Origin of the sequence: Acinetobacter sp. WU_MDCI_Abxc222 (genome assembly GCF_025514755.1) — a bacterium.
Taxonomy (GTDB): domain Bacteria; phylum Pseudomonadota; class Gammaproteobacteria; order Pseudomonadales; family Moraxellaceae; genus Acinetobacter; species Acinetobacter geminorum.
The window spans coordinates 170,918-194,510 of the sequence record NZ_JAHPVG010000006.1; the positions used below are offsets into that span (position 1 = coordinate 170,918).

16 protein-coding genes are annotated in these 23,593 nt (G+C 39.7%); 8 read left to right on the plus strand and 8 right to left on the minus strand.

Annotated features, from left to right (window positions below):
- Nucleotides 1-3 precede the first annotated feature (3 nt).
- Nucleotides 4-579, minus strand: a complete 576-nt coding sequence (locus KTJ10_RS11330; protein WP_130119645.1) for a DUF805 domain-containing protein — start codon at nt 577-579, stop codon at nt 4-6.
- A 294-nt stretch (nt 580-873) separates the two neighbouring features.
- Between KTJ10_RS11330 and acs the strand changes: the two genes are divergently transcribed.
- Nucleotides 874-2,823, plus strand: a complete 1,950-nt coding sequence (gene acs, locus KTJ10_RS11335) for an acetate--CoA ligase (RefSeq protein ID WP_170248022.1) — start codon at nt 874-876, stop codon at nt 2,821-2,823.
- Nucleotides 2,824-2,867: 44 nt separating this feature from the next.
- Here the strand turns inward: acs and KTJ10_RS11340 are convergent, their stop codons facing one another.
- A complete protein-coding gene (locus KTJ10_RS11340; RefSeq protein ID WP_262442041.1) occupies nt 2,868-3,410 on the minus strand; it encodes a cysteine hydrolase family protein in 543 nt (180 codons plus the stop codon).
- 105 nt (nt 3,411-3,515) lie between these two features.
- On the opposite strand from KTJ10_RS11340, the gene KTJ10_RS11345 reads away from it, so the two are divergent.
- The gene (locus tag KTJ10_RS11345; RefSeq protein ID WP_005066843.1) at nt 3,516-3,929 is read left to right on the plus strand and encodes an Lrp/AsnC family transcriptional regulator; all 414 of its coding nucleotides are present in this window, start codon (nt 3,516-3,518) and stop codon (nt 3,927-3,929) included.
- A 93-nt stretch (nt 3,930-4,022) separates the two neighbouring features.
- On the opposite strand, the gene sfnG is transcribed toward KTJ10_RS11345, so the two are convergent.
- Both sfnG and msuE read right to left on the minus strand, forming a co-directional pair.
- Entirely contained in the window at nt 4,023-5,135 is a 1,113-nt protein-coding gene (sfnG, locus tag KTJ10_RS11350; protein WP_262442042.1) for a dimethylsulfone monooxygenase SfnG, read from the minus strand.
- A 44-nt stretch (nt 5,136-5,179) separates the two neighbouring features.
- A complete protein-coding gene (gene msuE, locus KTJ10_RS11355; RefSeq protein ID WP_005066848.1) occupies nt 5,180-5,917 on the minus strand; it encodes an FMN reductase in 738 nt (245 codons plus the stop codon).
- A gap of 376 nt (nt 5,918-6,293) precedes the next feature.
- On the opposite strand from msuE, the gene KTJ10_RS11360 reads away from it, so the two are divergent.
- On the plus strand, nt 6,294-6,944 hold the full coding sequence (locus KTJ10_RS11360; protein WP_002122041.1) for a response regulator: 651 nt from the start codon (nt 6,294-6,296) through the stop codon (nt 6,942-6,944).
- 43 nt (nt 6,945-6,987) lie between these two features.
- On the opposite strand, the gene KTJ10_RS11365 is transcribed toward KTJ10_RS11360, so the two are convergent.
- Complete coding sequence (locus KTJ10_RS11365) at nt 6,988-7,755, minus strand: hypothetical protein (protein ID WP_064784689.1); 768 nt, start codon at nt 7,753-7,755, stop codon at nt 6,988-6,990.
- Nucleotides 7,756-8,144: 389 nt separating this feature from the next.
- On the minus strand, nt 8,145-11,642 hold the full coding sequence (locus KTJ10_RS11370) for a PAS domain-containing hybrid sensor histidine kinase/response regulator (RefSeq protein WP_068539700.1): 3,498 nt from the start codon (nt 11,640-11,642) through the stop codon (nt 8,145-8,147).
- Nucleotides 11,643-11,823: 181 nt separating this feature from the next.
- Between KTJ10_RS11370 and KTJ10_RS11375 the strand changes: the two genes are divergently transcribed.
- The 4 genes from KTJ10_RS11375 to KTJ10_RS11390 all read left to right on the plus strand — a co-directional run bounded on the left by KTJ10_RS11375 (nt 11,824) and on the right by KTJ10_RS11390 (nt 16,872).
- Nucleotides 11,824-12,156: a DUF485 domain-containing protein gene (locus KTJ10_RS11375; RefSeq protein ID WP_000372818.1), complete on the plus strand. Its 333-nt coding sequence runs from the start codon at nt 11,824-11,826 to the stop codon at nt 12,154-12,156.
- Between the two features lies 1 nt (nt 12,157).
- Nucleotides 12,158-13,873 carry a cation acetate symporter gene (locus KTJ10_RS11380; RefSeq protein ID WP_005078627.1) on the plus strand — a complete coding sequence of 572 codons (1,716 nt, stop codon included), beginning with the start codon at nt 12,158-12,160 and terminating at the stop codon, nt 13,871-13,873.
- A 172-nt stretch (nt 13,874-14,045) separates the two neighbouring features.
- Nucleotides 14,046-14,738: an ion channel gene (locus KTJ10_RS11385; protein WP_262442044.1), complete on the plus strand. Its 693-nt coding sequence runs from the start codon at nt 14,046-14,048 to the stop codon at nt 14,736-14,738.
- A 166-nt stretch (nt 14,739-14,904) separates the two neighbouring features.
- Nucleotides 14,905-16,872: a BCCT family transporter gene (locus KTJ10_RS11390; protein WP_068614246.1), complete on the plus strand. Its 1,968-nt coding sequence runs from the start codon at nt 14,905-14,907 to the stop codon at nt 16,870-16,872.
- Nucleotides 16,873-16,931: 59 nt separating this feature from the next.
- Here the strand turns inward: KTJ10_RS11390 and omp33-36 are convergent, their stop codons facing one another.
- Nucleotides 16,932-17,834 carry a porin Omp33-36 gene (omp33-36, locus tag KTJ10_RS11395; RefSeq protein WP_005066862.1) on the minus strand — a complete coding sequence of 301 codons (903 nt, stop codon included), beginning with the start codon at nt 17,832-17,834 and terminating at the stop codon, nt 16,932-16,934.
- A 1,010-nt stretch (nt 17,835-18,844) separates the two neighbouring features.
- Here omp33-36 and KTJ10_RS11400 point away from each other — a divergent pair.
- The gene (locus tag KTJ10_RS11400; protein WP_262442046.1) at nt 18,845-20,554 is read left to right on the plus strand and encodes a GGDEF domain-containing protein; all 1,710 of its coding nucleotides are present in this window, start codon (nt 18,845-18,847) and stop codon (nt 20,552-20,554) included.
- 38 nt (nt 20,555-20,592) lie between these two features.
- Here the strand turns inward: KTJ10_RS11400 and uvrA are convergent, their stop codons facing one another.
- Nucleotides 20,593-23,424: an excinuclease ABC subunit UvrA gene (uvrA, locus tag KTJ10_RS11405; protein ID WP_262442047.1), complete on the minus strand. Its 2,832-nt coding sequence runs from the start codon at nt 23,422-23,424 to the stop codon at nt 20,593-20,595.
- Between the last annotated feature and the right edge of the window lie 169 nt (nt 23,425-23,593).

The window sequence follows — 23,593 nt, forward strand, 5'->3', positions numbered from 1 at the left end:
TAATTAAAAGTATTCCGTTCCTTTTTGTAAGATTTGTGTCGGCGTTTCTATAGTATCGGTACCAGAGAAATAGTAAAAAAAGCCTGCGGTAGAAATAAGGCTAATTAAAATAGCGAATAAGATAAACCAAGCCATTAACTTTTCGATGAATGTTGATGATCGAGCTGGACCATATTGATTTGGACCTGCTGTACCTGAGGCAAGCAGTAAATAAATCATAAAAAAGAATTGAACAATAGGAATGAATAACAGCAACCCCATCCAGCCACTTTTATTTAGATCGTGCAAACGTCGCACGACGAGAACAACATTTAAATAAATCAGGAACAGCCAAAAAGCCCATACCACCAAAGCACTGAGGCCAGAAAGAGAGCTATAAAACTCAAAATTAAATAAATTACTTGAAAGCTGAAAACTTCCAAGAAGTGAGGCCAAAATAAAATAGCCCACGATTGTGACTAAATAAATCAGTCCATACCCACCTAAATAACTCATACGGTTAAAACGGCCATGAATTGAAAAAGGGCTATCTTTTAAAGGGAGTTGTGGTGGACGTGAGGAAGTCGTTTGGGCAAACATATTATTTTATTCCTAGGTTGCATATGAGAGACAAAATAATCTTTGTTGATGATCAAAACCATCAAATATTGAAAAAATTATAAAAGTAAAAGCTATAGACAAATGTTTTAAATCAACTTAATTTTATAAAAATGTTCATAATTTCGTATGCTTGAGTAAGTGGTTAATATATGACCAAAGTCGCATTGTCTAGGCTTTGAAAGAGTCATCATACTGAAAAGGCATACAAATAAGATCCAGTAAAATAATAGCCACAGTCTCGAGATGGGATGCACAAGATCAAGGAAGTTGCGTATGAATGAGATCTATCCAGTACCAGAGGAATTTAAAAAGACAGCTCGTACTGTTGAAGCAGACTACTTTAAACGTTATCAACACTCTATCGAGAACCCGGATGAATTCTGGGCAGAGCAAGCTAAAATTGTCGATTGGATAAAGCCATTTACCCAAGTTAAAAATACCAGTTTTGACAAAGACAATTTCAAAATTGAATGGTTTGCTGATGGTGAGTTGAATGTATCAGCAAACTGCCTAGACAGGCATCTTAAAGAACATCCCCATAAACCTGCGATTATTTGGGAGGGTGACCATCCTTCTCGTCATAAAATTGTCTCTTATAAAGAATTACATGATGAAGTCTGCCGTTTTGCTAACGTTTTAAAGAAATATGGCATTGGTAAGGGTGACCGCGTTGTGCTTTATATGCCGATGGTGACTGAGGCTGCAATTGCTATGTTGGCCTGTGCACGTATTGGTGCTGTTCACTGTGTAGTGTTTGGTGGGTTCTCGCCAGATTCTTTGGCAAGTCGTATTGAAGACAGCCAAGCTAAACTGGTGATTACCGCAGACTCAAGTCTACGTGCCGGAAAACTATTACCACTCAAAGAAAACGTTGATTTGGCCTTAGCATTGCCAGGTACTGAGTGTGTTGAAAATGTGATTGTGGTTTACCGTAATGCAAACCCAATTGAAATGAAGCCGGGCCGTGATTTGTGGTATCACCTCATTATTATGGAAGTGGATGCAGACTGTCCTCCAGAACCAATGAAGGCAGAAGATCCATTATTTATTCTTTATACCTCGGGCTCGACAGGTAAACCGAAAGGTGTGTTGCATACGACAGGCGGTTACTTAGTCTATGTGACAAGTACCTTTAAAGAGGTATTTGATTTAAAACAAGATGATGTGTATTGGTGTACAGCTGATATTGGCTGGATTACAGGGCATAGTTATCTAATTTATGGACCGCTGGCAAATGGTACGACGACTTTAATGTTTGAAGGTGTGCCTCAATATCCAACATGGGCTCGTCTTGGTCATGTGGTCGATAAACATAAAGTTTCTATCTTATATACAGCGCCAACTGCGATTCGCGCCATGATGCGAGAAGGCGATTCGTATGTACGTGAAAGTAACCGTAGCAGTTTGCGTTTACTTGGTTCGGTTGGTGAACCAATTAACCCTGAGGCTTGGAACTGGTACTACAATGTCGTGGGTGAAGGTCGCTGTCCAATTGTCGATACATGGTGGCAAACTGAAACAGGTGGTATTTTGATTGCGCCATTGCCGGGGGCAACAGCGTTAAAACCGGGTTCGGCAACTCGCCCATTATTTGGTGTTCAGCCAGCCATTGTGGATGGTGAAGGTAATGAGCTAGAAGGTGCAGTTGAAGGTAATCTTGTGATAAAAGATTCATGGCCGGGCCAGATGCGTACTATTTGGGGTGATCCAGACCGCTTTATTGAGGCGTATTTCTCCACCTTTAAAAATACTTATTTTACGGGTGATGGTGCTCGCCGTGATGAAGATGGGTATTACTGGATCACAGGCCGTGTTGATGATGTCTTAAACGTTTCAGGCCACCGTTTAGGTACTGCTGAAATTGAAAGTGCTCTTGTTTCGCATGAATCAGTAGCAGAAGCAGCTGTGGTAGGCATGCCGCATGACATTAAAGGGCAGGGTATTTGTACTTTTGTGACCTTGCAAGCGGGCGTTCCAGAGTCGGAAGAACTGCGTAAAGAATTAATTAATTGGGTACGTAAAGTGCTTGGGCCTGTGGCCTCACCAGATGCATTACACTGGGCACCAGCGTTACCTAAAACGCGTTCCGGTAAAATCATGCGCCGTATTTTAAGAAAAATTGCAGCGAATGAGCTAGATAGTTTAGGTGATACCTCAACCTTGGCTGAGCCTGCAGTGGTAGATCAGTTAATTACAACGGTTTATCCTGATAAGCAAAACTAATTTTAAAAAAAGCCCCATCTGGGGCTTTTTTTATTGTGCCTTATTTAAGATTTCGCTAGAAAATCGGCAGTATTTTCTACATTTGCAAATGTACTCAGCGCAGTTAAAAAAGCAGTTTGTACGTCTTCAGCTTTTACAGTTTTTCCAGCATGGCTTAAATCGCGAGTTGCGGTTGCATCTGCAATTAAGATAGGTTGATAGCCAAGTTCTTTGGCTGCACGTGTACCTGAATCAATACACATATGCGTCATCATGCCTGTAATAATAAGTTGCTCAATTTGATGTGCTTTTAAAAGTTCATCTAAATTGGTTTCTAAAAAACTATTTGGATAATGCTTTGTCACGATTAATGAGTTACTGCCAGCACTAAGTTCAGGATGAAGTAAAACCCCATCTGTATTTTCTTGAAAGAAACTCGCTTGTGGCGGGTTAATATGTTGTACATAAATGATTGGTAAATTTTTCTCGTTAAAATATTGTTCAAGCTGCTTTATTTTATCGAGCGCTTGATCTGGCCCAACTAATTCCATTTTGCCATTTTTAAAATAATCATTTTGAACATCGATAACTAACAGTGCTTGTTTCATGAGAACACTCTTGTTGATATGAGATAAAACAAGATTATTCTCTGCTTGAAAAATCGGCTATAGTCAGATGAAAGCATTATCGCCAGTTTTCTTTCGCCATGAAAAATGAATATTGAATTAGACCCGATTGATCTAAAAATTATTGCATTGCTTAAACAAGATTCCCGTCTGACAAATAAAGAAATTGGGCAACGCGTGCACCGGACAGGGCAAGCGGTGGGCGCTCGAATTGCTCAGTTGATGGATGCTGGTGTTATCAAAAACTACACCATTGCTGTGCAATATTCGCATAAACAATTTATTCATTTGCATTTAAATGAACAACGCGCATTTGAAGAAATTGAAAATTTAGTGAAGCAATACGAACAAATCGATGAATGTTTTAAAGTCATGGGTAATGCTTGCTATATGATTGTCAGCCATTTTGAACCCGCTGCCTTAAATGAATTTATCGAAAAACTTTCAAAATGGTGCCGTTACTCGGTTGAAACTGTGATTAGAGAAGTCGAGAAATCTTAAAAATAAAGGCTCCAAGCCGAGTCTTGGAGCCAATAAATTCTTTATTTTTAGTTTATTGTTTTTATTATCTTGCGCTGTTTTAACAGTGGGGGGTTAGGCTGATTTAGCTTGAATTTCTACCTCCTTTTCCTGTTGAAGTTCTAACTGGCGAACGAGTGGTAGAACCTTTTCTCCAAAATATTCCACTTCTTCAATAAAATGTAAGAATCCGGACAGAATCAAATCAACGCCTACATTTTTGAGTGCCACAATACGCTCTGCAATTTGCTGCGGCGTACCAATTAAATTGGTTTTAAAGCCATCATTGTATTGCACTAGATCTTCAAAAGTTGATTTTGCCCAGTTACCTTGTTGCTCTGGTGAGGCTGCTCCAGCTTCACGAGTTGCATCGCCAAATGCATTTACGGCTTCAGTGTTGGCTTTATCAATAATTTCTTGAAGTACTGCTTTTGCTTCTTCTTCAGTATCTCTAGCAATAATGAAAGCATTTACCCCAATTTTGACATGGTGATTATTTACTTTTGCTTTAGTACGAATGTCTTCGACCTGTTTTTGAATTTCTTCGACAGTATTGCCGTTGGTAAAGTACCAGTCAGAAACACGAGACGCCATGTCACGTGCAGCACGTGAACTACCACCTTGGAAAACTTCTATATAAGGCTTTTGCAGAGGTTTTGGTTTAAGTGTGTAGTTTTGGAACTGATAGTATTTACCATCGAAACTATAGTTATCGGTGGTCCAGATTCCTTTTAGAGTGCGAATGAATTCTTCAGAGCGAACATAACGTTCATCATGCTCAGGCCACTCTTCACCAATGGCATCAAACTCTCCTCTAAACCAACCACTCACTACGTTAATCGCAATACGGCCTTCAGTTAGATAATCAATCGTTGCAAGTTGTTTTGCCGCCAACGCTGGTTTCCAGGGGCCGGGGAGAATCGCCGCAATGACTTTCAGTTTTTCAGTTTTTGCTAGTAATGCATGACTGAAACTTACCGATTCATGTTGGTTTTCTGCCCCGTACCCCGCCGTAAAACGAATTTGGGTGAGCGCATATTCAAAACCATTGTTTTCGGCAGCCTGTGCAAGTCGAACATTGTAGTCATAACTCCAGTCTGTACGCTGTTCGATGTTACTCACTACAAGGCCACCGCTTACGTTTGGTACCCAATAAGCAAATTTAATTGGTTGTTGTAATTGCGTCATGGTTCGCTCTCCCCATTCGTTCTTTTTATTTAGCTACATTGCGCTTAGGCAACATGTGTTAATGATTTGCCAGACTTGTGATGCAAACGAGATTCTGCCGCATCAAGGTCTGGTACAGCCGCTGAAGGTAATACTTCTTCTTGTTCAATTTGCTTGTTAATACCAAGCTCTTGATTTGCTTGCTGTGATTTAGATTTAACCACTTCAGCGCGTTTACCTTTCGCTGGCGCCCATTCTAAAATTGGCAATGCGCGTGCCACTGCTAACGTAATCCGGTCTGATAGTTGCTCGCTTTTCACCGTATATTCCGGAGTAAAGTCACGATCTGTCGCATATACGCCAATTGGTAAAGTTTGTGCTTGGAAGAAACTGAACAATGGGCGAAGTTGATGTTCAAGTACAAGTGCATGACGATCACTACCGCCCGATGCTGCTAAAAGTACAGGCACATCGACTAAAGCAGTCTGTTCAACAAAATCGAAGAAATGTTTGAAAAGACCTGTAAAAGAAGCACGGTAAACGGGTGTACCTACAATTAAAGCATCTGCTGCTTCAACTGCTGCAAGGTCATCTTGTACGCGCTGTGGAAGTTGGTTGCGATAAAATGCGCCGCCTAATAGAGGTCCGATTTCGCTTAATTTAATGAAGTGAACTTTAATATCGATTGCTTCTGATAATTCATCAAGAATGGCTTGAACCAGACTTTCTGTTTTAGATGGGGTATTTAAGCCACCAGAAACAGCAACGATATTTAAAGGTTTTGGTGATGTGATACCAGTCATAATTTGGTTCCTAAGCCTAAAACAAGAGATTGGACTTATTAATCAACAACGACGGTAAACTGTAAAATAACGAAATTGGTCAACCTTATCAGTTTTAAATATAAAAGGTAAATAGTGGATTTTTACACTTTGTTTTTCTATTAAGTTGCTGTTTTTATTTTATATAATTATAGGTGATATATTTTTTATAATAAAAAGGAAGCTTATATAAAAAACAGATTAATTTTGATTAAAAGTTAAAAAACATCTGAAAATCTTGGCTAAGTTCTGCATTTATCAACATTTTGCATAAAAATGGATAAGATGAACGTATCTTTCATCTAAATAGTAGGGTTACAATAGGCCATACTTATGCTCAAGATTACTTTAATCGCTTATGAATATTTTAATCGTTGATGATCATCCTTTGTTTCGTCATGCTTTAATTCAAGCAGTACGTTATAGCCTGCCACAGGCACAAATTCATGAAACAGCCTCGGTTGATGAGTTTTATGAGCGTTTGGAAAATGGGGCAGAACCTGATCTAGTATTACTCGATTTAAATTTACCGGGTGCTTCAGGCTTTTCGGCTCTGGTTTATGTAAGAGCACAGTATCCATCTATTCCGATTATTGTGGTTTCTGCACATGAAGAAACTTCAATCATTCAGCGTGCAATCGCTCATGGTGCGATGGGTTATATTCCTAAGTCGGCTCATCCAAGTCATATTGGCGAAGCGATTCGTCAAGTCTTAGAGGGTGATATCTGGTTGCCGCCTAACTTGCCATCTAATCTTAACCTTGACCCGAGAGCAGCAGATGAAACTGCTTTAGCTGAACGTATTCAATCATTAACACCTCAGCAATTCCGTGTGTTGATGATGGTTGCGGAAGGTTTGCTAAATAAACAGATTGCCTATGAACTTGATGTTTCAGAAGCAACGATTAAAGCTCACGTAACCGCTATCTTTAGAAAATTAGGTGTGCAAAACCGTACACAAGCAGTATTAGCCATTAGCGCATTAAATATTGAAGATAAGAAAATCTAAAAAGAAAAAAGACCTCGATTGAGGTCTTTTTTATATGTGCCACTTAAGCAAGGCAATCTTGCTTTGGTGTTAAGCTGTCGCAGTACAATGGATTAAGCGCGCATTGCAAATCATCAATTTGTTCCTGAGTCACATAGCGTTTCATTTTTAAATATTCAGCCACGCGGTCATCACGCAAGCTTAAGAACGCCGCATCATAAACACCTAAATCAACAAATAGAGCAGCTGTTTCTAGGCTGTTGAATCTATCAAGGAAAATATCGTTGCCATACATTAAGAAGATGTGGTCGAGTTTTGCTTTTTCATCAACATGTAGACGTTCAGCAAGTTGATCTGGGTGCGTTTTAATAAAGAGTAAATCAGACAATTCATCAAACTGCGTCATATCTAACTGATTCTCGCCGAGTTTGACATGACCAAGCCAAGCTTTGAAAACGAGTACAGCACCGCCACGAAGTAGCATACTCCAGATTTGATGGCGTGTGTCATGGTCAAGATTTTCACTTTCAGCACTAAGAACTTTTAAGAAATTTTCTTCTTGTTGTGCCAATTTATCAAATAAACCTAAACCTTGGGGATGATAAGCCGCAGGTGCAAATACATCAAAATTTAGATCATGAAATACATTAAGTGCTAGCGGGACGGCACATTGATAAATTGTATTTAACGCTTTGATGTTTGCTTCATTGAGCTTGCTGTGAGGGAAAATACTTTGCCAATCTAGTTCAGGAAGTAAAGCATTGGCACTGTATTGGCGATAAAACTGTTGAGACGAAAGTTGGCCTTGTGGGCTGTTATCAGAAATATTCATGGCAATTGTCCTTTGCATTAATTCGTGAGCAGGGGTGCTTAATATGGAAATGGGTTATAAAAATGACTGTACATTTAAGAAATAGGTTTTGAATATTTATGTGTCAGGAAGAATGCAAGTAGAATACGACTAAAGTCTTATATGGTTGTTTTTGACTAATTATAATTTTAAAAAACAGTAATTTATGAAATTGTAACTAAGTATACAAGTGTTCACTTACAAAAAAGGTGAGCTTTGCCATAGAAAAAGATTCATTGGAAATTTTGGTCAATGATTTACTGGGTAAAAGTAGACTTTTTGAGCAGTTCTGCCTATTGGCTTAAATTAGGTCAATAATTTTTGCCAAAAATCTCTCCCAAACTTATTAAAAGGTTTGGGAGAGAAAATATTTAATCTACCTCACTGGCAATTTTAAGTCCCGATAACCATGCTCTTAGAGAAGCAGGCTTAAGTGGTTTTTTGAGTAAAACAATATTCAGTTCTTTCAATTGTTGAGGTAACTCAGGATGAGAGTCAGCAGTAATTAAAGCAACTGGAACATCATGCTGGCGATTTTGCATAATAAAATCGACACCGAGTTGGTTGTTGTTTAAATGCTGATCGATAAGCCAGACCTGAATATTTTCTTTTTGAATAATTTCAAGTGCTTGTTCAGGTTCAGTGGCTTTAAAAACCTCATAACCCCATCGACCTAATAAGCTACTCATGCCTTCAAGAATAGTTTCATCATTGTCTAAACATAAAATCCGATAGGCTTTGGTTTTTAAAGGTACTGCCTGTACGGTTGGGGTTATCACTTTTGGAGCTTCTACCACCGGAACCTCAATCATAAAGCAGGAACCTTTATCGAGTTGCGAATAGACATGGACTGGATAATTCAACAAACCCGTCATACGCTGCACAATAGCAAGACCCAAACCTAAACCTTGCTCACCCCACGGTGATAAATGCCCACAGCGTTCGAATTCTTGAAATAGTTTAATACGTTGCTCTTCGGCAATTCCAGGACCTGTATCCCAGACACCAATTCGAATGTGTCCAGGTTTTTGAGCTGAACGTAATACACCAACAATCACTCGGCCTTTGGCTGTATAACGCAGTGCATTACTCACAAAGTTTTGAATAATGCGTCGTATCCACTGTGGATCTGTGTCAATCCAGAATGATACATCGTGAACTTTTAATGAAATATTTCGCTGTGCAGCAATCGACTTAAACTGTAGTTCGAGGTCGCTTAATAAATCGTGCAGAGGATAAGGCTGTCTTTTTGGCTGTATGGTGCCGCCTTCTAAACGTGCAATATCGAGCAGGGCAGAGAGCATACTTTCTGCACCATATAGAGCACGGTCAAGTTGTTGCAAAGTTTGACGATCTTCTTCGGTCGCAATGCTTTGTTCAAGAACCGTACTAAACAGACGGGCAGCGTGCATTGGTTGTAATAAGTCATGACTTGCCGCAGCAATAAAGCGGCTTTTTGACATATTAGCCATATCGGCTTGTTCGCGCGCGAGCTGTTGCTCGGTTAAGGCATCGGCAAGTTGTTGGGTTCGGTCTTTTACACGGGCTTCCAGTATTGCCTCATTCGCACGGAAAGCCGTAATGTCGGCGAAGGTAGTCACAAAGCCACCACCTGAAATAGGATTACCGCGCATTTGAATAACGCGCCCGTCTTTACGGATTCGTTCAAATTCATGCGCACTTCCGACTTTCATCCAGTGTAAACGTTTGCGGACATGTTCTTCGACTGAACCGGGGCCGCATTCGCCGCGTTCAGCGTTATAACGAATTAGATCGGCAATTGGACAACCCACATAGACTAAATCTTTTGGATAGCCAAATAGTTTTAAATATTGGTTGTTCCATGCGACTAAACACATGTTTTTATCAACCACACTTACCCCTTGAGTCATGTGGTCAATCATGGTCATCAGCAAGTTTTGATTGAAACGTTGCCATTGCGAGGCTTGGTCTAAAATATTGGCGACTTGGCCTAATGCCAGACCATTATTGATCATTGCTGTAGTGAGCAAAGTACGGGCAGAGGCTGCGCCGATAATGCCAGCTAGATATTGCTCGGTGAATCGCCACCACATGCCATTGGCGATACTATTGGGGTTGAGCGTGAGATGATTTTGCTCGCAAAAGTTCTCGAACGCTTGTGTTGTGGGTTGCTCACCCGTAATTCTTTTAGCAAGGGCAAATAAATCGCCTACTTTTAAACGTGCAGCATCGTGCGGTAAATAAGTTAAATCGGTAGAGGTATGCGGTGATGGCAGAGGTTTAGTTTCATAGTAGAAAAAGCTTTCTGCCTGAATTTGTTCTGCCACACTTGGACGGTAAAGTTTAGAAATCCAAATATATAAAACAATATTCAAACCGAGAGACCAAATAACGCCGTGGGTTAAAGGTGCAAATGACTCAAAGCCAAAAAGTGATTCTGGACGTAATGCATTAATTCCCAAAGGACCAAAAAGCAAAATACTTTGGGCTGTTTCTTGATAGGCTTCCGGCAAACTACGTAAGATGGTTGGAAATAGTAAGGTATAACTCCACATTAAAAATCCAACAATAAGACCTGCATAAACGCCTTGGCGACTTCCGCCTCGCCAATACAATCCCCCAATCAGTGCGGGAGCAAATTGAGCAACCGCACTAAACGCTAATAAACCAAATACTGAAAGCTGGTTAATATCATTAAAGAAATGGAAGAATAAAAAGCCAAGTAGCATCACCGCGACAATACTAATACGACGGCTAAATTTAAGAACTTTAGGTAAGTGTTTATCGTGTCGTGAAAGCAACTTGAAGCGCCATAGGGCAGGCATAATCAAGTCATTACTGAGCATGATAGACAGGGCAACAGATGAAACCAGTAACATGCCTGTTGATGCAGAGAACCCACCTAAAAAGGCCAGTAGGGCTAACCACTCTTGGTTATAACTCAATGGTAATGAGAGTACTGCTACATCAGGCACAGTTAGGAATTTTGGCGCTGCATGCAAAGCCCAGCTTGCAATCGGGATAATAGCTAAAATCGTTAAAATGAGATAAGCCGCAAACCATTTACGTGCACCGCGAATGTGCTTTTCATCGCGTAATTCGACAACAGCCACATGAAACTGGCGGGGTAAACAGATTATTGCCAGACCTGCCAATAATGTCTGAATCCAGAAAGTTTCAGGCACCCCAAATAACTGAACTTCTTGAAAGGTTTGGTTTACGTCGGCTGAGACTTGTACTAAGTTCGCGGGTGCTTCAAAAATAAAAAATAAAGCGACACAGATTAGGGCGAATAATTTTACAAAAGATTCAAATGCCACCGCTAACATGAGGCCACCATGCTGTTCGGTATTCGCGATCTGCCTCGTACCAAAAATCATGGCCAAGATCGCAAGGACACTGGTTAAAAGCAAAACGCTATTGGTGGTCGTATGAATATGAGCATTTTGCTCCAATATGACTGATGTACTTAAGGCAATTGCACGTAATTGTAGGGCCAGGTAGGGAATAATCGCAATAACTGCCAAGATCGTAACCAGCGATGCCAATACCCCGCTTTTGCCATAACGCGCAGCAACAAAGTCGGCAATTGAGGAAATCGCGTGGTGCTGACGTACTCGGCCTAAACGTCGCCAGATATCGTAACCAAACCAAACAAATAACAGCGGACCTAAATAAATAGGTAAGAAAATGACGCCTTCTCGGACGGCAGCTCCAGTTGCACCGTAAAATGTCCAAGATGAACAGTAAACACCTAAGGTCAAACTAAACAAGAACATCCGGCCACGTGTACTCAGGCGGCTAGCATGCTTCTCGCCAAAAAAAGCACAAATAAATAAGAGTGCTATATAAAGAGTGAGTACCCCAATAATCAGCCAGCTGTTCATATGACCTACATGATTAAAACCTTGCGCCTATCATACCGCAAGCAGAAACAAAGCTATAAATTGATTAAATTTTAACGACCAAAGTCTAAGTTACGAATTACACGTTATTTTGCTAATTTTAATAATGAGAAACTACTATTAAAAAAGTGACCAAGGTTGGGCACAGGCAAGGAGTTTGGTTATGGATCAGAGCCAAGTAGAACAGATTCTACGCAATCCAAAGTTTCAAAAGATGGTCAAGAAAAAAAGTGCATTAAGCTGGACGCTCACAATCATTATGTTAGTGCTTTATGTGGGCTTTATGCTACTTGTTGGCTACAACAAAGAATTTTTAATGAGTTCATTTAGTGGTGGTGTAACGACATGGGGTATTCCACTAGGCTTAGGAATTATTGTTTTATCTTTCCTACTGTGTGGCGTGTATTCCTATATCGCAAACAATACCCTTGACCAGTTGAGTGAAGAAGCGTTGAAGGAAGTTGAAGCCATCACGCATGAGAAAGGATTACACTAATATGAAATGGAATTCATTAAAAGCGAAAGCCTTATTGGCAGCAGCATCGCTATATTCAACTGTTGCTATGGCAAGCCCGGACTTAGGTGAAGCAGAGCAACAAGCCACTAACTGGCACGCTATCATCATGTTTGTCATCTTTGTTGGTTTCACTTTGTTTATTACTAAGTGGGCTGCAAAACAAACTCAATCAGCACAAGATTTCTATACCGCAGGGGGCGGAATCAGCGGTTTCCAAAACGGATTGGCAATTGCCGGTGACTATATGTCAGCAGCATCTTTCCTTGGTATTTCCGCGATGGTGTTTAGTTCGGGTTTTGATGGCTTACTGTATTCTCTTGGGTTTATGGTAGGTTGGCCAATCGTTTTATTCTTGGTTGCAGAGCGTTTACGTAACCTTGGTAAATACAACCTTTCAGATGTAGTGTCATTCCGTCTTGAAGAAAAACCAGTCCGTACCTTAGCTGCCTTGAGCTCGCTTGTGGTTGTGGCATTCTACTTGATCGCTCAAATGGTAGGCGCGGGCCAGCTCATCAAATTACTATTTGGTTTGAACTATAACATCGCTGTTGTCATCGTTGGTCTATTAATGATGGCATACGTAATTTTTGGTGGCATGCTAGCAACCACATGGGTACAAATCATTAAAGCTGTTATGTTGCTTAGTGGTGCGACTTTCATGGCATTCATGGTGATGAAAGCGGTTGGTTTTAGCTTCAGCAACATGTTCACTCAATCAATTGAAGTATTCAGTAAAGTTCACAGCGTAAGCTTTGAAGAAGCTGCAAAAATTATGGGTCCAGGTAAACTGGCCGCAAACCCGATTGATGCATTGTCTCTTGGCTTGGCACTCATGTTTGGTACAGCGGGTCTTCCACATATTCTTATGCGTTTCTTCACTGTAAAAGATGCAAAAGAAGCGCGTAAATCGGTTGTAGTAGCGACAGGTTTCATTGGTTACTTCTATCTTCTAACTTTCATTATTGGTTTCGGTGCGATCCTTTTCGTATCAAACAACCCTCAATTCCTTGATGTTGCAAAAATGGCAGTATCAGGCAAGCTTGAACTTGTTGGTGGTAACAACATGGCAGCCGTGCATTTAAGTGACGCTTTAGGCGGTGACTTATTCATGGGCTTCATTTCAGCAGTAGCCTTCGCAACGATTCTTGCTGTTGTTGCTGGTTTAACACTTTCAGGTGCATCTGCAATCTCACATGACTTATACGCTAACGTATTCAAGAAAGGTCAAACGACTCCAGCTTCAGAACTTCGTATGTCAAAAATTGCGACACTTGGTTTAGCAATCTTTGCCATGATTTTGGGTATTTTGTTTGAAAAACAAAACGTAGCATTCATGGTGGGCTTAGCATTCTCTGTGGCATGTTGTGCGAACTTCCCGATCCTTGTTCTTTCAATGTTCTGGAAAGGTTTGACGACTCGTGGTGCGGTAATTGGTGGGGTAGTTGGTCTTGTAACAGCGGTAGTACTTATTGTTCTGTCTAAAGCGGTTTGGGTAGATACTTTAAAAATCTCTGATACACCAGTTAACCCATTCAATGGGCCTGCATTATTTGCGATGCCATTATCATTCCTGTGCTGTTGGTTCTTCTCGGTGACTGACAACTCTGCACGTGCTAAAAAAGAGCGTGCTGCATTCGATGCCCAATATGTTCGTTCAATGACAGGTATTGGTGCTTCTGGTGCATCAGATCACTAAAATCAAAATGGATTAAATATCTATCTCATTAAAAGCCTTGCGGGGCTTTTTTTGTTGATCTCAAACATTAAAGTGAAAGAAGCTCTTTAATAAAGAACAACTTGTTTGTCCTATTTTTTGTACAGTATGATTTCCTATAATTCAAAACATAATGAAAAAGGAAAATAATTAAATGCGATCTATCATGGACTTCTGGGCGAGCTTTCGATTGCTACCTTCTGCATGGTTGCTGCTTGTGCAATTTATCCTACTCATTTTGGCCATGCTCACTTTTCATGATGTATTTTACCGGACCCTAATGTGGGCTTTAGGAGTGCTTGCCTTACTTATTATTGCCAAGGTCATTCGTCAAACCCCAATGTTTACTTTTCTGGGATTAACTTTTGTCAGTGGAGCGATTATATCCTCAGTCTTTATTTTATTAGGCTATAACAATTTAACGATCCAGATTTTTGCCCATAGCTGTGAAGCGCTAGCTTACTTTTCGGCTGCTTACGGTTTATTTCGTTATATGTTTGCTGATCGATATTTAACAAGAGATGAATTATTTGCAGCCGCCGCGGTTTTTACTTTGCTTGCTTGGGGCTTTGCATTCCTCTACAACATTTGTCAGCTATTGATTCCTGCGAGCTTCCAAAATCCAAACAATGTTCATCATTTGCAGACTTGGTTAGATCTACTGTTCCTGAGCTTTAGCTTACAGTCAGCAACAGGCTTATCTGATTTAATGCCGCTTAGTCCACCAGCACGCGTTTTAGCCATGCTACAAATGTTTTGTGGTGTGATGTATCTCGCTTTGATTGTCACACGTTTAATTGCTCTACAGTACATTGCCCATCCAACAAAAAAGGATTCTGACAAATAAAGGAGAAGGTGTTTTAATTTTTTACACCTTTGTAACTGCAATATTATTTAAGTTTATTTAAAGTATTATCGGCTTTCTCTATTGAAAGATTTAACTTTGTTCATTCTGTAAATGTCTTTATTGGCTTTATGCCTGTCACTTTTCATTAAAATAACATGGAGGAGTTATGCCTTCCAAACAACCAAGTTGGTTCGCAAACGTTAATCCTAACGTATTTTTTGGTACGGTCATTATCATTGCTTTGTTCTTGGCAGTTGTGGTGATCGCCCCGAGTTCTTTTGAACTTCTAACGCAGCAACTAAAACAATGGATCACCGATTCATTTAGCTGGTTTTATGTTTTATCTGTAGCCTTCTTTCTCATTTTATTGATTTATATCGCCTGTTCATCAATAGGTCGAATTAAATTAGGACCTGACCATAGTCAGCCTGAATATAATAATGGGTCTTGGTTTGCCATGCTGTTTACAGCAGGGATGGGTATCGGTCTCATGTTCTTCGGGGTTGCCGAACCTGTCATGCATTATGTTAATCCACCAAGTGGAGATGCTCAGACTATTGAGGCAGCACAGCAAGCATTAAGGGTGACCTTCTTCCACTGGGGCTTGCATGCGTGGGCTATTTACGCAGTGGTCGGATTGGCATTGGCTTATTTTGCTTATCGACATAATTTACCGTTAAAGACCCGTTCAGCCCTTTATCCACTCATTGGTAAGAAGATTTATGGGCCTTGGGGCGACAGCATCGATATATTCGCGACCATTGGTACGGTATTTGGTGTAGCAACTTCTCTAGGGTTTGGCGTTACCCAGATTAACTCGGGTTTACATTATTTGTTCGGTGTCGAGCAAAGCACCCATATTCAAGTATTACTGATTATTTTTGTGAGCATTTTAGCTTCCTTGTCTGTGTTCTTAGGTCTTGATAAAGGGGTTAAACGTTTATCAGAGCTAAACTTAGTCTTAGCCTTAATATTATTAGTCTTTGTTTTTATCGCTGGTCCTAGTATTTATTTACTCCAGACTACTATTCAAAACACTGGGCAATATATCTCTAACCTTTTTACCATGACATTCAATTTATACGCTTATCAGCCGAATGGATGGATTGGTGGTTGGACAATTTTATATTGGGCTTGGTGGATTTCTTGGTCGCCATTTGTGGGTATGTTTATCGCAAGGGTTTCACGTGGTCGTACCATTCGAGAATTTATTGTAGGGGTTCTCCTCATCCCGACAGGCTTTACCATTATCTGGATGGGCTTTTTAGGAAACGCTGCATTATTTAGCATTATTCATGAACATCAAAACACTCTTATTCAGGCTGTTCAGCAAGACTCATCAGTAGCTCTATTTGAGTTTTTAGGACACTTACCGTGGTCAGGTGTCATGAATATTTTGGCTACCGTTTTAGTTGTTTTATTCTTTGTGACCTCTGCTGACTCGGGAGCATTGGTAACAGACTACTTAACTGCAAAAACTGAAAATTCACCAACTTGGCAGCGTTTGTTCTGGACAGTACTGATGGCTGTACTCGCCATTATTTTATTGTTAGTCGGTGGTTTGGCTGCGCTTCAATCTTCAATCATTATGAGCGCATTGCCATTTACTGTGGTTATGCTGTTCATGAGTTGGGGATTAATAAAAGCATTGCATCTTGATGTCACGAAAATGCAAGCAATTCAGGAAGCTCGAATTACCCCACGTGCCATTCATAATCCAAGAAGCTGGCAACAGCGGCTAGGTTTAATCATGCACTATCCTCATAGTGAAGAAGAGGTTAGAGAATATATCGAAAAACAAGTGGCTCGTGCGTTTGAAAATATCAAACATGAATTTAGACGCCGTCATTTAGAAGTTTCAATTACTCAACTTGAGGATGGGATGCAACTTCGAGTCGATCATCACAATGAAATTAATTTTATTTATAAAGTTGTTTCACGTGAAACAGTGCCACCAAGTTTTTTAATTGGACGTACTGAAGCCGAAGATGGGCAATATTTCCAAGCTGAAGTGTTTTTAAGAGAAGGTGGACAGAACTATGATGTAATGGATTGGACTCAAGAAGATTTAATTCAAGACATTATCGATCAGTATGAACGTCATCTATATTTCTTAAATATTGTACGAAGCTAAATTTAGTTGTAAAAAAAGGACTCATTTGAGTCCTTTTTTAATTCGATTTCTAAATTAAATTAGAAACGGAATTTAGCATTTAAGCCGATAGTTTGTGTATCGTAGCTAGACTTTTTAACGTCAGCTTTCATGTACGATGCACCAACTGCTACAGCTGGAGTAATGAAGTAGTTTACGTTACCACCCCAAGCTTGACGGAATTCACCAAGGTCATTGCCTTTGATGTCAGCTGAACCATCGTTACCAACGAAAGAAGCGCCAACGCTTAACTTAGGAGTTAAGTAAAGGTCAGTTTTCAAACCGTATTGGTTTTCTTGACCGAAAGCACCAGCAGCTTCAAAACCAATTGCCATGTTAGTTCCATCGATTGGACCTACATATTTAGCACGAGCTGTAACAGCATCTTGGTCGTCTTGAATCGCAGCAGTTTGGTTCGCAGCAGTGTAGATACCGTTGCTGATGATACCGAAGTTATCTAAAGCGAATTGGTTAGCAACGCTTGTATAACCAACAGTCATCAAGAAGTTAGGTAACAACATAGCACCAACTTCTAATGCATAACGGTCACCGTTGTCATCTTTAGAGAAGTTGTTTTTACCATCAACATCAGTGTGGTTATAAGTTGCGCTAGCGTATACAGGAAGGTAAGGAGTAGGAACGTAAGCCTCACCTTTAACGCCGTATGTACCAACGTGGTAGTTCAAACCGTTGTTTTGGTCATACTGTTGGTAGCTATAACCTAAAGATACGCTAGAAGCTTGGTTCAAGAAAGCTGCTTCAGCTAAAGGACCCTTAGCGGTATCAACATTTTTTAAATAGAATGTACCAGCAACGTCACCAGTGAAGTTTTTATCGTTTGCAGTTGTGTCAACATATTCAGATTGACCTTGAACTTCAAATTGATAAGCATGAGCACCGGTCATGGCTAATAATACAGCAGTGGCTAAACCAAGTTTTTTCATAATCATTTCCAGCATTAACAAGAGATAAAGCTGGGGTCATTGTATTGTAACAATTTATGAAGTCAATAATCTAGAAAAGGTAATGTTAAAGATATTTGACACTTATGTTAAAATTGGTGAAAAACTAATCAAATGAAAAGTGGTTTGTCAACCTGATAAAAAAATGAACATTTACAATAAGCTAATAATTATATTTCATTAAGAATTAAGAAGTAAATGTTAAAAAGATATTACAATTGTGATTGGAAAAATAGATTGAATTAATCGGTTTTAACATTAACAAAAATATAGCTGTGTTTACAATGTGAATAAAAAACCGCCATTTTATTGTCAAATTCGTTTTATTTTGAGGAATAGTTAACAATATTTGGATTAGTTTAACTAAAAAATTTAACTATTCTTAATTATTATATAAGTGAATAAAATAAAAGAAATCTGTATTTTAAGTTGAAAAAACGATTAAAATTTCAATCCTGATTAATTTAATCAACTTTACAAAGGTAGAAGTAAATCACATAATTCGATTGCAAAGTTCACTGCCTAACGTTTTTTAGGATTTAAAGTGCTTGCCCAGATACGATGTGTAGAACACATCAGATTTTACGAGCTCAGCTTTCCCCAAGGTTGAGCTTTTTTTTATCTGTAAGAAAATCTAAAAATTAAAATAAGAGTTATGTGAATTTTATTGAAAAAATAAGAGGCCAAAAAGAGCCCAGCTTAAAGCTGGGCAGTGGATGCTGGGAGAGGCATCCAAGAGGACAAGTAAATACTGTTTTTACTATCATGATTAAAAATCTTTAATCTGTAAAATAGAGTTTTTTTATAAAAAGCATTCAATTTTTCGATTCATTTTGTTATTTAAGCTGACAAAATTTAGGGATCGTATAATTATTAAAAAAGAAATGAAGGGGTTAATGATGAAATTTTAGTTATTAAAATGCTAGGATGGATTTAAGCCTAATTTATATCGTATTAAAAATGGCAGGACATTTACGGAGTACCAGCTAGAAATGTCAGGATTACGTTCAGAGCATATTAGTAATCGACTGTTCTTTTTTATGCTGGTTATTATTTTATCCTTATTATTCATGGCAGTACCTCTTATTGTGGGAAGCTATCAGGATTATATAAAAACTAGACAAGCCCTAGCTGAAATAAAAAGTTTAAGAGCAGTAGCCGATATTGCCTATAAAGTTTCTAAGGAACGTGCTCCTGCTAATAAAATGATGTCGAGTGGTCCTCATGATTTGGTAAAAAATCAGCAAGAATTAAAAAAATTTCGTTTAATCGTTGATGCGCAAATTGATACAAGCATTTTAATTTTAAAACAAGCTGGTTATGTTTCCTTAGCAAATGAGCTGCAAACCAATTTCAAAGAAAATCTTAGACAAGCCCGACGTGTCGTTGATTATTATGGTGAAACTCCATATGCAGCCAGAACTTCTGTTCAACTGGATAATGCCATTTTAGGAATGTTTGGCGCATGGGATAACTGTAGAGAAATACTACAAAAACTAATGTTGCAGTTAAAAAGTAAAGACAGCCGCATTTCTAATTACTTTACGCTTATTATCGTTCTAACTGATATGCGTGATCAGGCTGGGCGTATGGCCTCTAACATTATTGCTCCCGTCAGTTTTAATGAAGAGATTCCAAGTAATAATCGTGCTCGTTCATTACAAACTCAACATCAAGCTAGATATTTATGGGTTTTGGTCGATACCTTACAGCCTGAACAAGCAAAAACTCCAGAATACCGTCGGTTATATTCTAGAGTGAAAACAGAGTTTATAGATCAGGGTATTCCGATTGTAGAAAGGCTATTAGAAGAAAGCCAAAAGAGCGAACCATATTTTTTAAGTGGTACACAGTTAACCGAAGCAATTGTAGGTAAATTTACCACTGTGGTTGATTTGCAGAGTTATATTCTTAATGAGAGTGTAGTCATTGCCACTCAAGAAAATGCAATTGCTCGAAATGGTTTCTTTTTAACTTTATTTATTTCTCTAATTTCTTTAGCAACAGCATTACTTACTCTGATATATGCGCAAAGACGAGTATTTTCGCCTTTAATTAAAGCGAGAACTTTAATTTTAGATTTATCGCATAGTTCTGATCATTGTAAAGATGAGATGAATGTCACCACCAAAGGTGAATTTTTTTCCCTATTTGAAGCAATTGACCGATTACAACGTATGTTGCAACAACGGGACGCTTTTGAATTTCAGTTAAAGAATATTGCCAATACTGATCCACTCACCGGAGTCTCTAATCGTTTAGCTTTATCTGAATATTTAAAAATTGTTGAAAGTTACCCTCAAAAATTTACGCAAACCTGTTTAATGATTATAGATATTGATCGTTTTAAACAAGTGAACGACCAATATGGGCATATTGTAGGTGATCGTGTCATTGTCAGTATTGCCGAGCAATTAAAGCAAAATATTCGAAGTTCGGATTTAATTGTTCGTTATGGCGGAGATGAATTTTTAATATTGCTAGAACAGGTGCAATTTATAGATGCTCGTCTTTTAGCAGAGAAAATTCGGATTGCGATTTCTTTAGAAGAAATTTATTTATCTGGTTCAGATGAAAAATTACATGTCTCTGTCAGTATTGGTTTTGCTATCGGAGCAGCGAGTTGGATAGATCTTTTAGAGAAAGCTGACCGTTCACTTTTAAGAGCAAAGGCCCGAGGACGGAATGCAGTTGAGGGGTAAAAAAGCCGGAAATAATTTCCGGCTTTTTATTTAATAAATCACTTCAACATCGGTTTTAAGAAACGACCTGTATGGGAAATCTCAACTTCTGCCACTTGTTCAGGTGTACCTTCGGCAATGATCATACCACCGCCCGAACCACCTTCAGGACCTAAGTCGACAACCCAATCGGCTGTTTTAATCACATCAAGGTTATGTTCAATCACCACAATGGTATTACCCTTGTTACGTAGCTCATGCAAAATATCGAGTAACTTGGCAATATCATGGAAATGTAGACCTGTTGTTGGTTCATCCAAGATATATAAAGTTTTACCCGTATCTCGTTTTGCTAACTCACGTGCAAGTTTTACACGTTGCGCTTCACCACCAGAAAGTGTAGTCGCAGCTTGACCTAAACGAATATAGCCTAAGCCCACCTGAGTTAAGGTTTCTAAGCGGCGGTGGATGACTGGAATGGCACTAAAGAATTCAGCAGCATCTTCGACAGTCATTTCTAGAACATCAGAAATGTTTTTGCCTTTATAGCCGACTTCAAGCGTTTCACGGTTATAACGTTTGCCATGACATGCATCGCATGGAACATACATGTCTGGTAAGAAGTGCATTGCGACTTTAATCATGCCGTCGCCTTCACACGCTTCGCAGCGTCCGCCTTTTACGTTAAACGAGAAACGACCAGCACTATAACCACGGGCTTTTGCCTCTGGGGTTTGAGCAAATAACTCACGGATTGGCGTAAATAACCCTGTATAAGTCGCTGGGTTAGAACGCGGTGTACGGCCAATCGGGCTTTGGTCAATATCAACAACTTTATCTAGATGTTGAAGTCCATCAATTGAGTCAAACTTCTCAGCTGTTAATGTCGTTGCGCCATTGAGTTGGGTTGCTGCTAATGGAAGCAAAGTACGGTTAATCAGCGTTGACTTACCTGAACCTGAAACGCCAGTCACACAAGTCATAATGCCGAGTGGAATCGTTAAATCGACATTTTTTAAGTTATGGCCTGCTGCACCTGAAAGTTTGATGACTTCATCTGGACGTGGTGATTCAGTACGTTTTTTTGGCACTTCAATTTTGAGTTTGCCAGAAAGATACTGTCCTGTAAGAGAATCAGCATGTTTAGCCAGTTCATCATAAGTACCTTCAGCAATAATTACACCGCCGTGTACACCGGCACCTGGACCGATATCAATAATATGGTCAGCAGCACGGATTGCATCTTCATCGTGTTCAACGACTAATACCGTGTTACCTAAATCACGTAAGCGAATCAGGGTCTGTAATAAACGATCATTATCGCGTTGATGTAGACCAATTGAAGGTTCATCAAGCACATACATGACGCCCATTAAACCTGCACCAATCTGCGAAGCTAGACGGATACGCTGCGCTTCACCGCCTGATAAGGTTTCTGCAGAGCGAGCTAGACTTAAATAATTCAGTCCAACACTCACCAAGAAATGTAAACGCTCTCGAATCTCTTTAAAGATTTTATCTGCGATTTCACCTTTAGCACCTTCAAGGTTTAAGCCCTGATAGTAGCTTTCAGCATCACCAATTGACATGCGGGTAATGTCAGCAATGGTTTTATCTTTCACACGAACATGACGTGAAATTTCATTAAGACGTGAACCATCACATGCATCACACGCTGCATTAGAGAGATATTGCGCTAAATCATCTCGTACATAGTTACTTTCAGTTTCACGGTAACGACGTTCAAGGTGCGGCAAAATTCCTTCAAATGGTTGTACGCGAGTGTGTTTACGGCCACGTTCGTCGATATAGCTTAAATCGACTTTTTCTTTACCTGTACCTTGTAAGAATTTCTTTTGAGTGTCTTTATCTAGTTGGTTCCAAGGTGTATCAAGTTGAAAACCAAAATGATCGGCAACTTTTTGCAGCATCGAATAATAATATGGACGCTGACGATCCCATCCACGGATCGCGCCTTCACTAATCGCAAGATCAGGATTTGGAATCAGCTTTTCAGAGCTAAAATGACTACGGGTACCTAAGCCATCACAAACAGGGCAGGCACCAAACGGGTTGTTAAATGAAAACAAACGCGGCTCAAGCTCTGCGACTGCGCGATCACATTCAGGACACGAGTGCTTTGCAGAAAAAACGCGATCAGCATGTTCACCATTCATCCATGATAAAACTGCAATATCGCCACCTAAACGTAGTGCGGTTTCAAATGATTCTGCAATACGGTTACCTAAGTCTTCACGTACTTTGAAGCGGTCAACAACGACTTCAATGGTATGTTTTTTCTTTTTGTCGAGTTCTGGTGGTGTATCAATATCAATGATTTCGCCATCCACACGGGCACGAACAAAACCTTGGCCTTGTAGTTGTTCGAACAGGTTACTGTACTCACCTTTACGCTCACGAACGACAGGGGCAAGCAACATAAGTGCTGTGCCTTCTTCAAGCGTTTTTACCGCATCGACCATTTCAGAAACAGTTTGCGCGACCATTGGTAAGTCGTGTTCAGGGCAGTAGGGCGTGCCAACACGTGCATAAAGCAAACGCAAATAGTCATAAATTTCGGTAATCGTACCAACCGTTGAACGTGGGTTATGACTGGTAGATTTTTGCTCAATGGCAATCGCTGGTGATAAACCTTCAATCGAGTCGACTTCAGGCTTTTCCATTTGCGATAGAAACTGACGGGCATACGCTGAAAGTGATTCGACGTAACGGCGTTGTCCTTCGGCGTACAGGGTATCGAAGGCAAGAGAAGATTTTCCTGAACCTGATAACCCCGTAATTACCACAAATTTGTCGCGTGGAATATCGAGAGACACATTTTTTAAATTATGGGTACGTGCGCCTCGAATACGGATATGACTTTGGCTCATAGAACATCTCAATTATGTATTGATGAAAATTTAGGTGTTGATTGATCAGTCACAAGGGGTGACTGGTTATAAACAACAGACCCTATATATGATAACGATTTAAAATTGTTCAAGTGGTACAAAATGATTTAAAGCGACAAATTGTGACGGTTAAACGACAATCGACAAA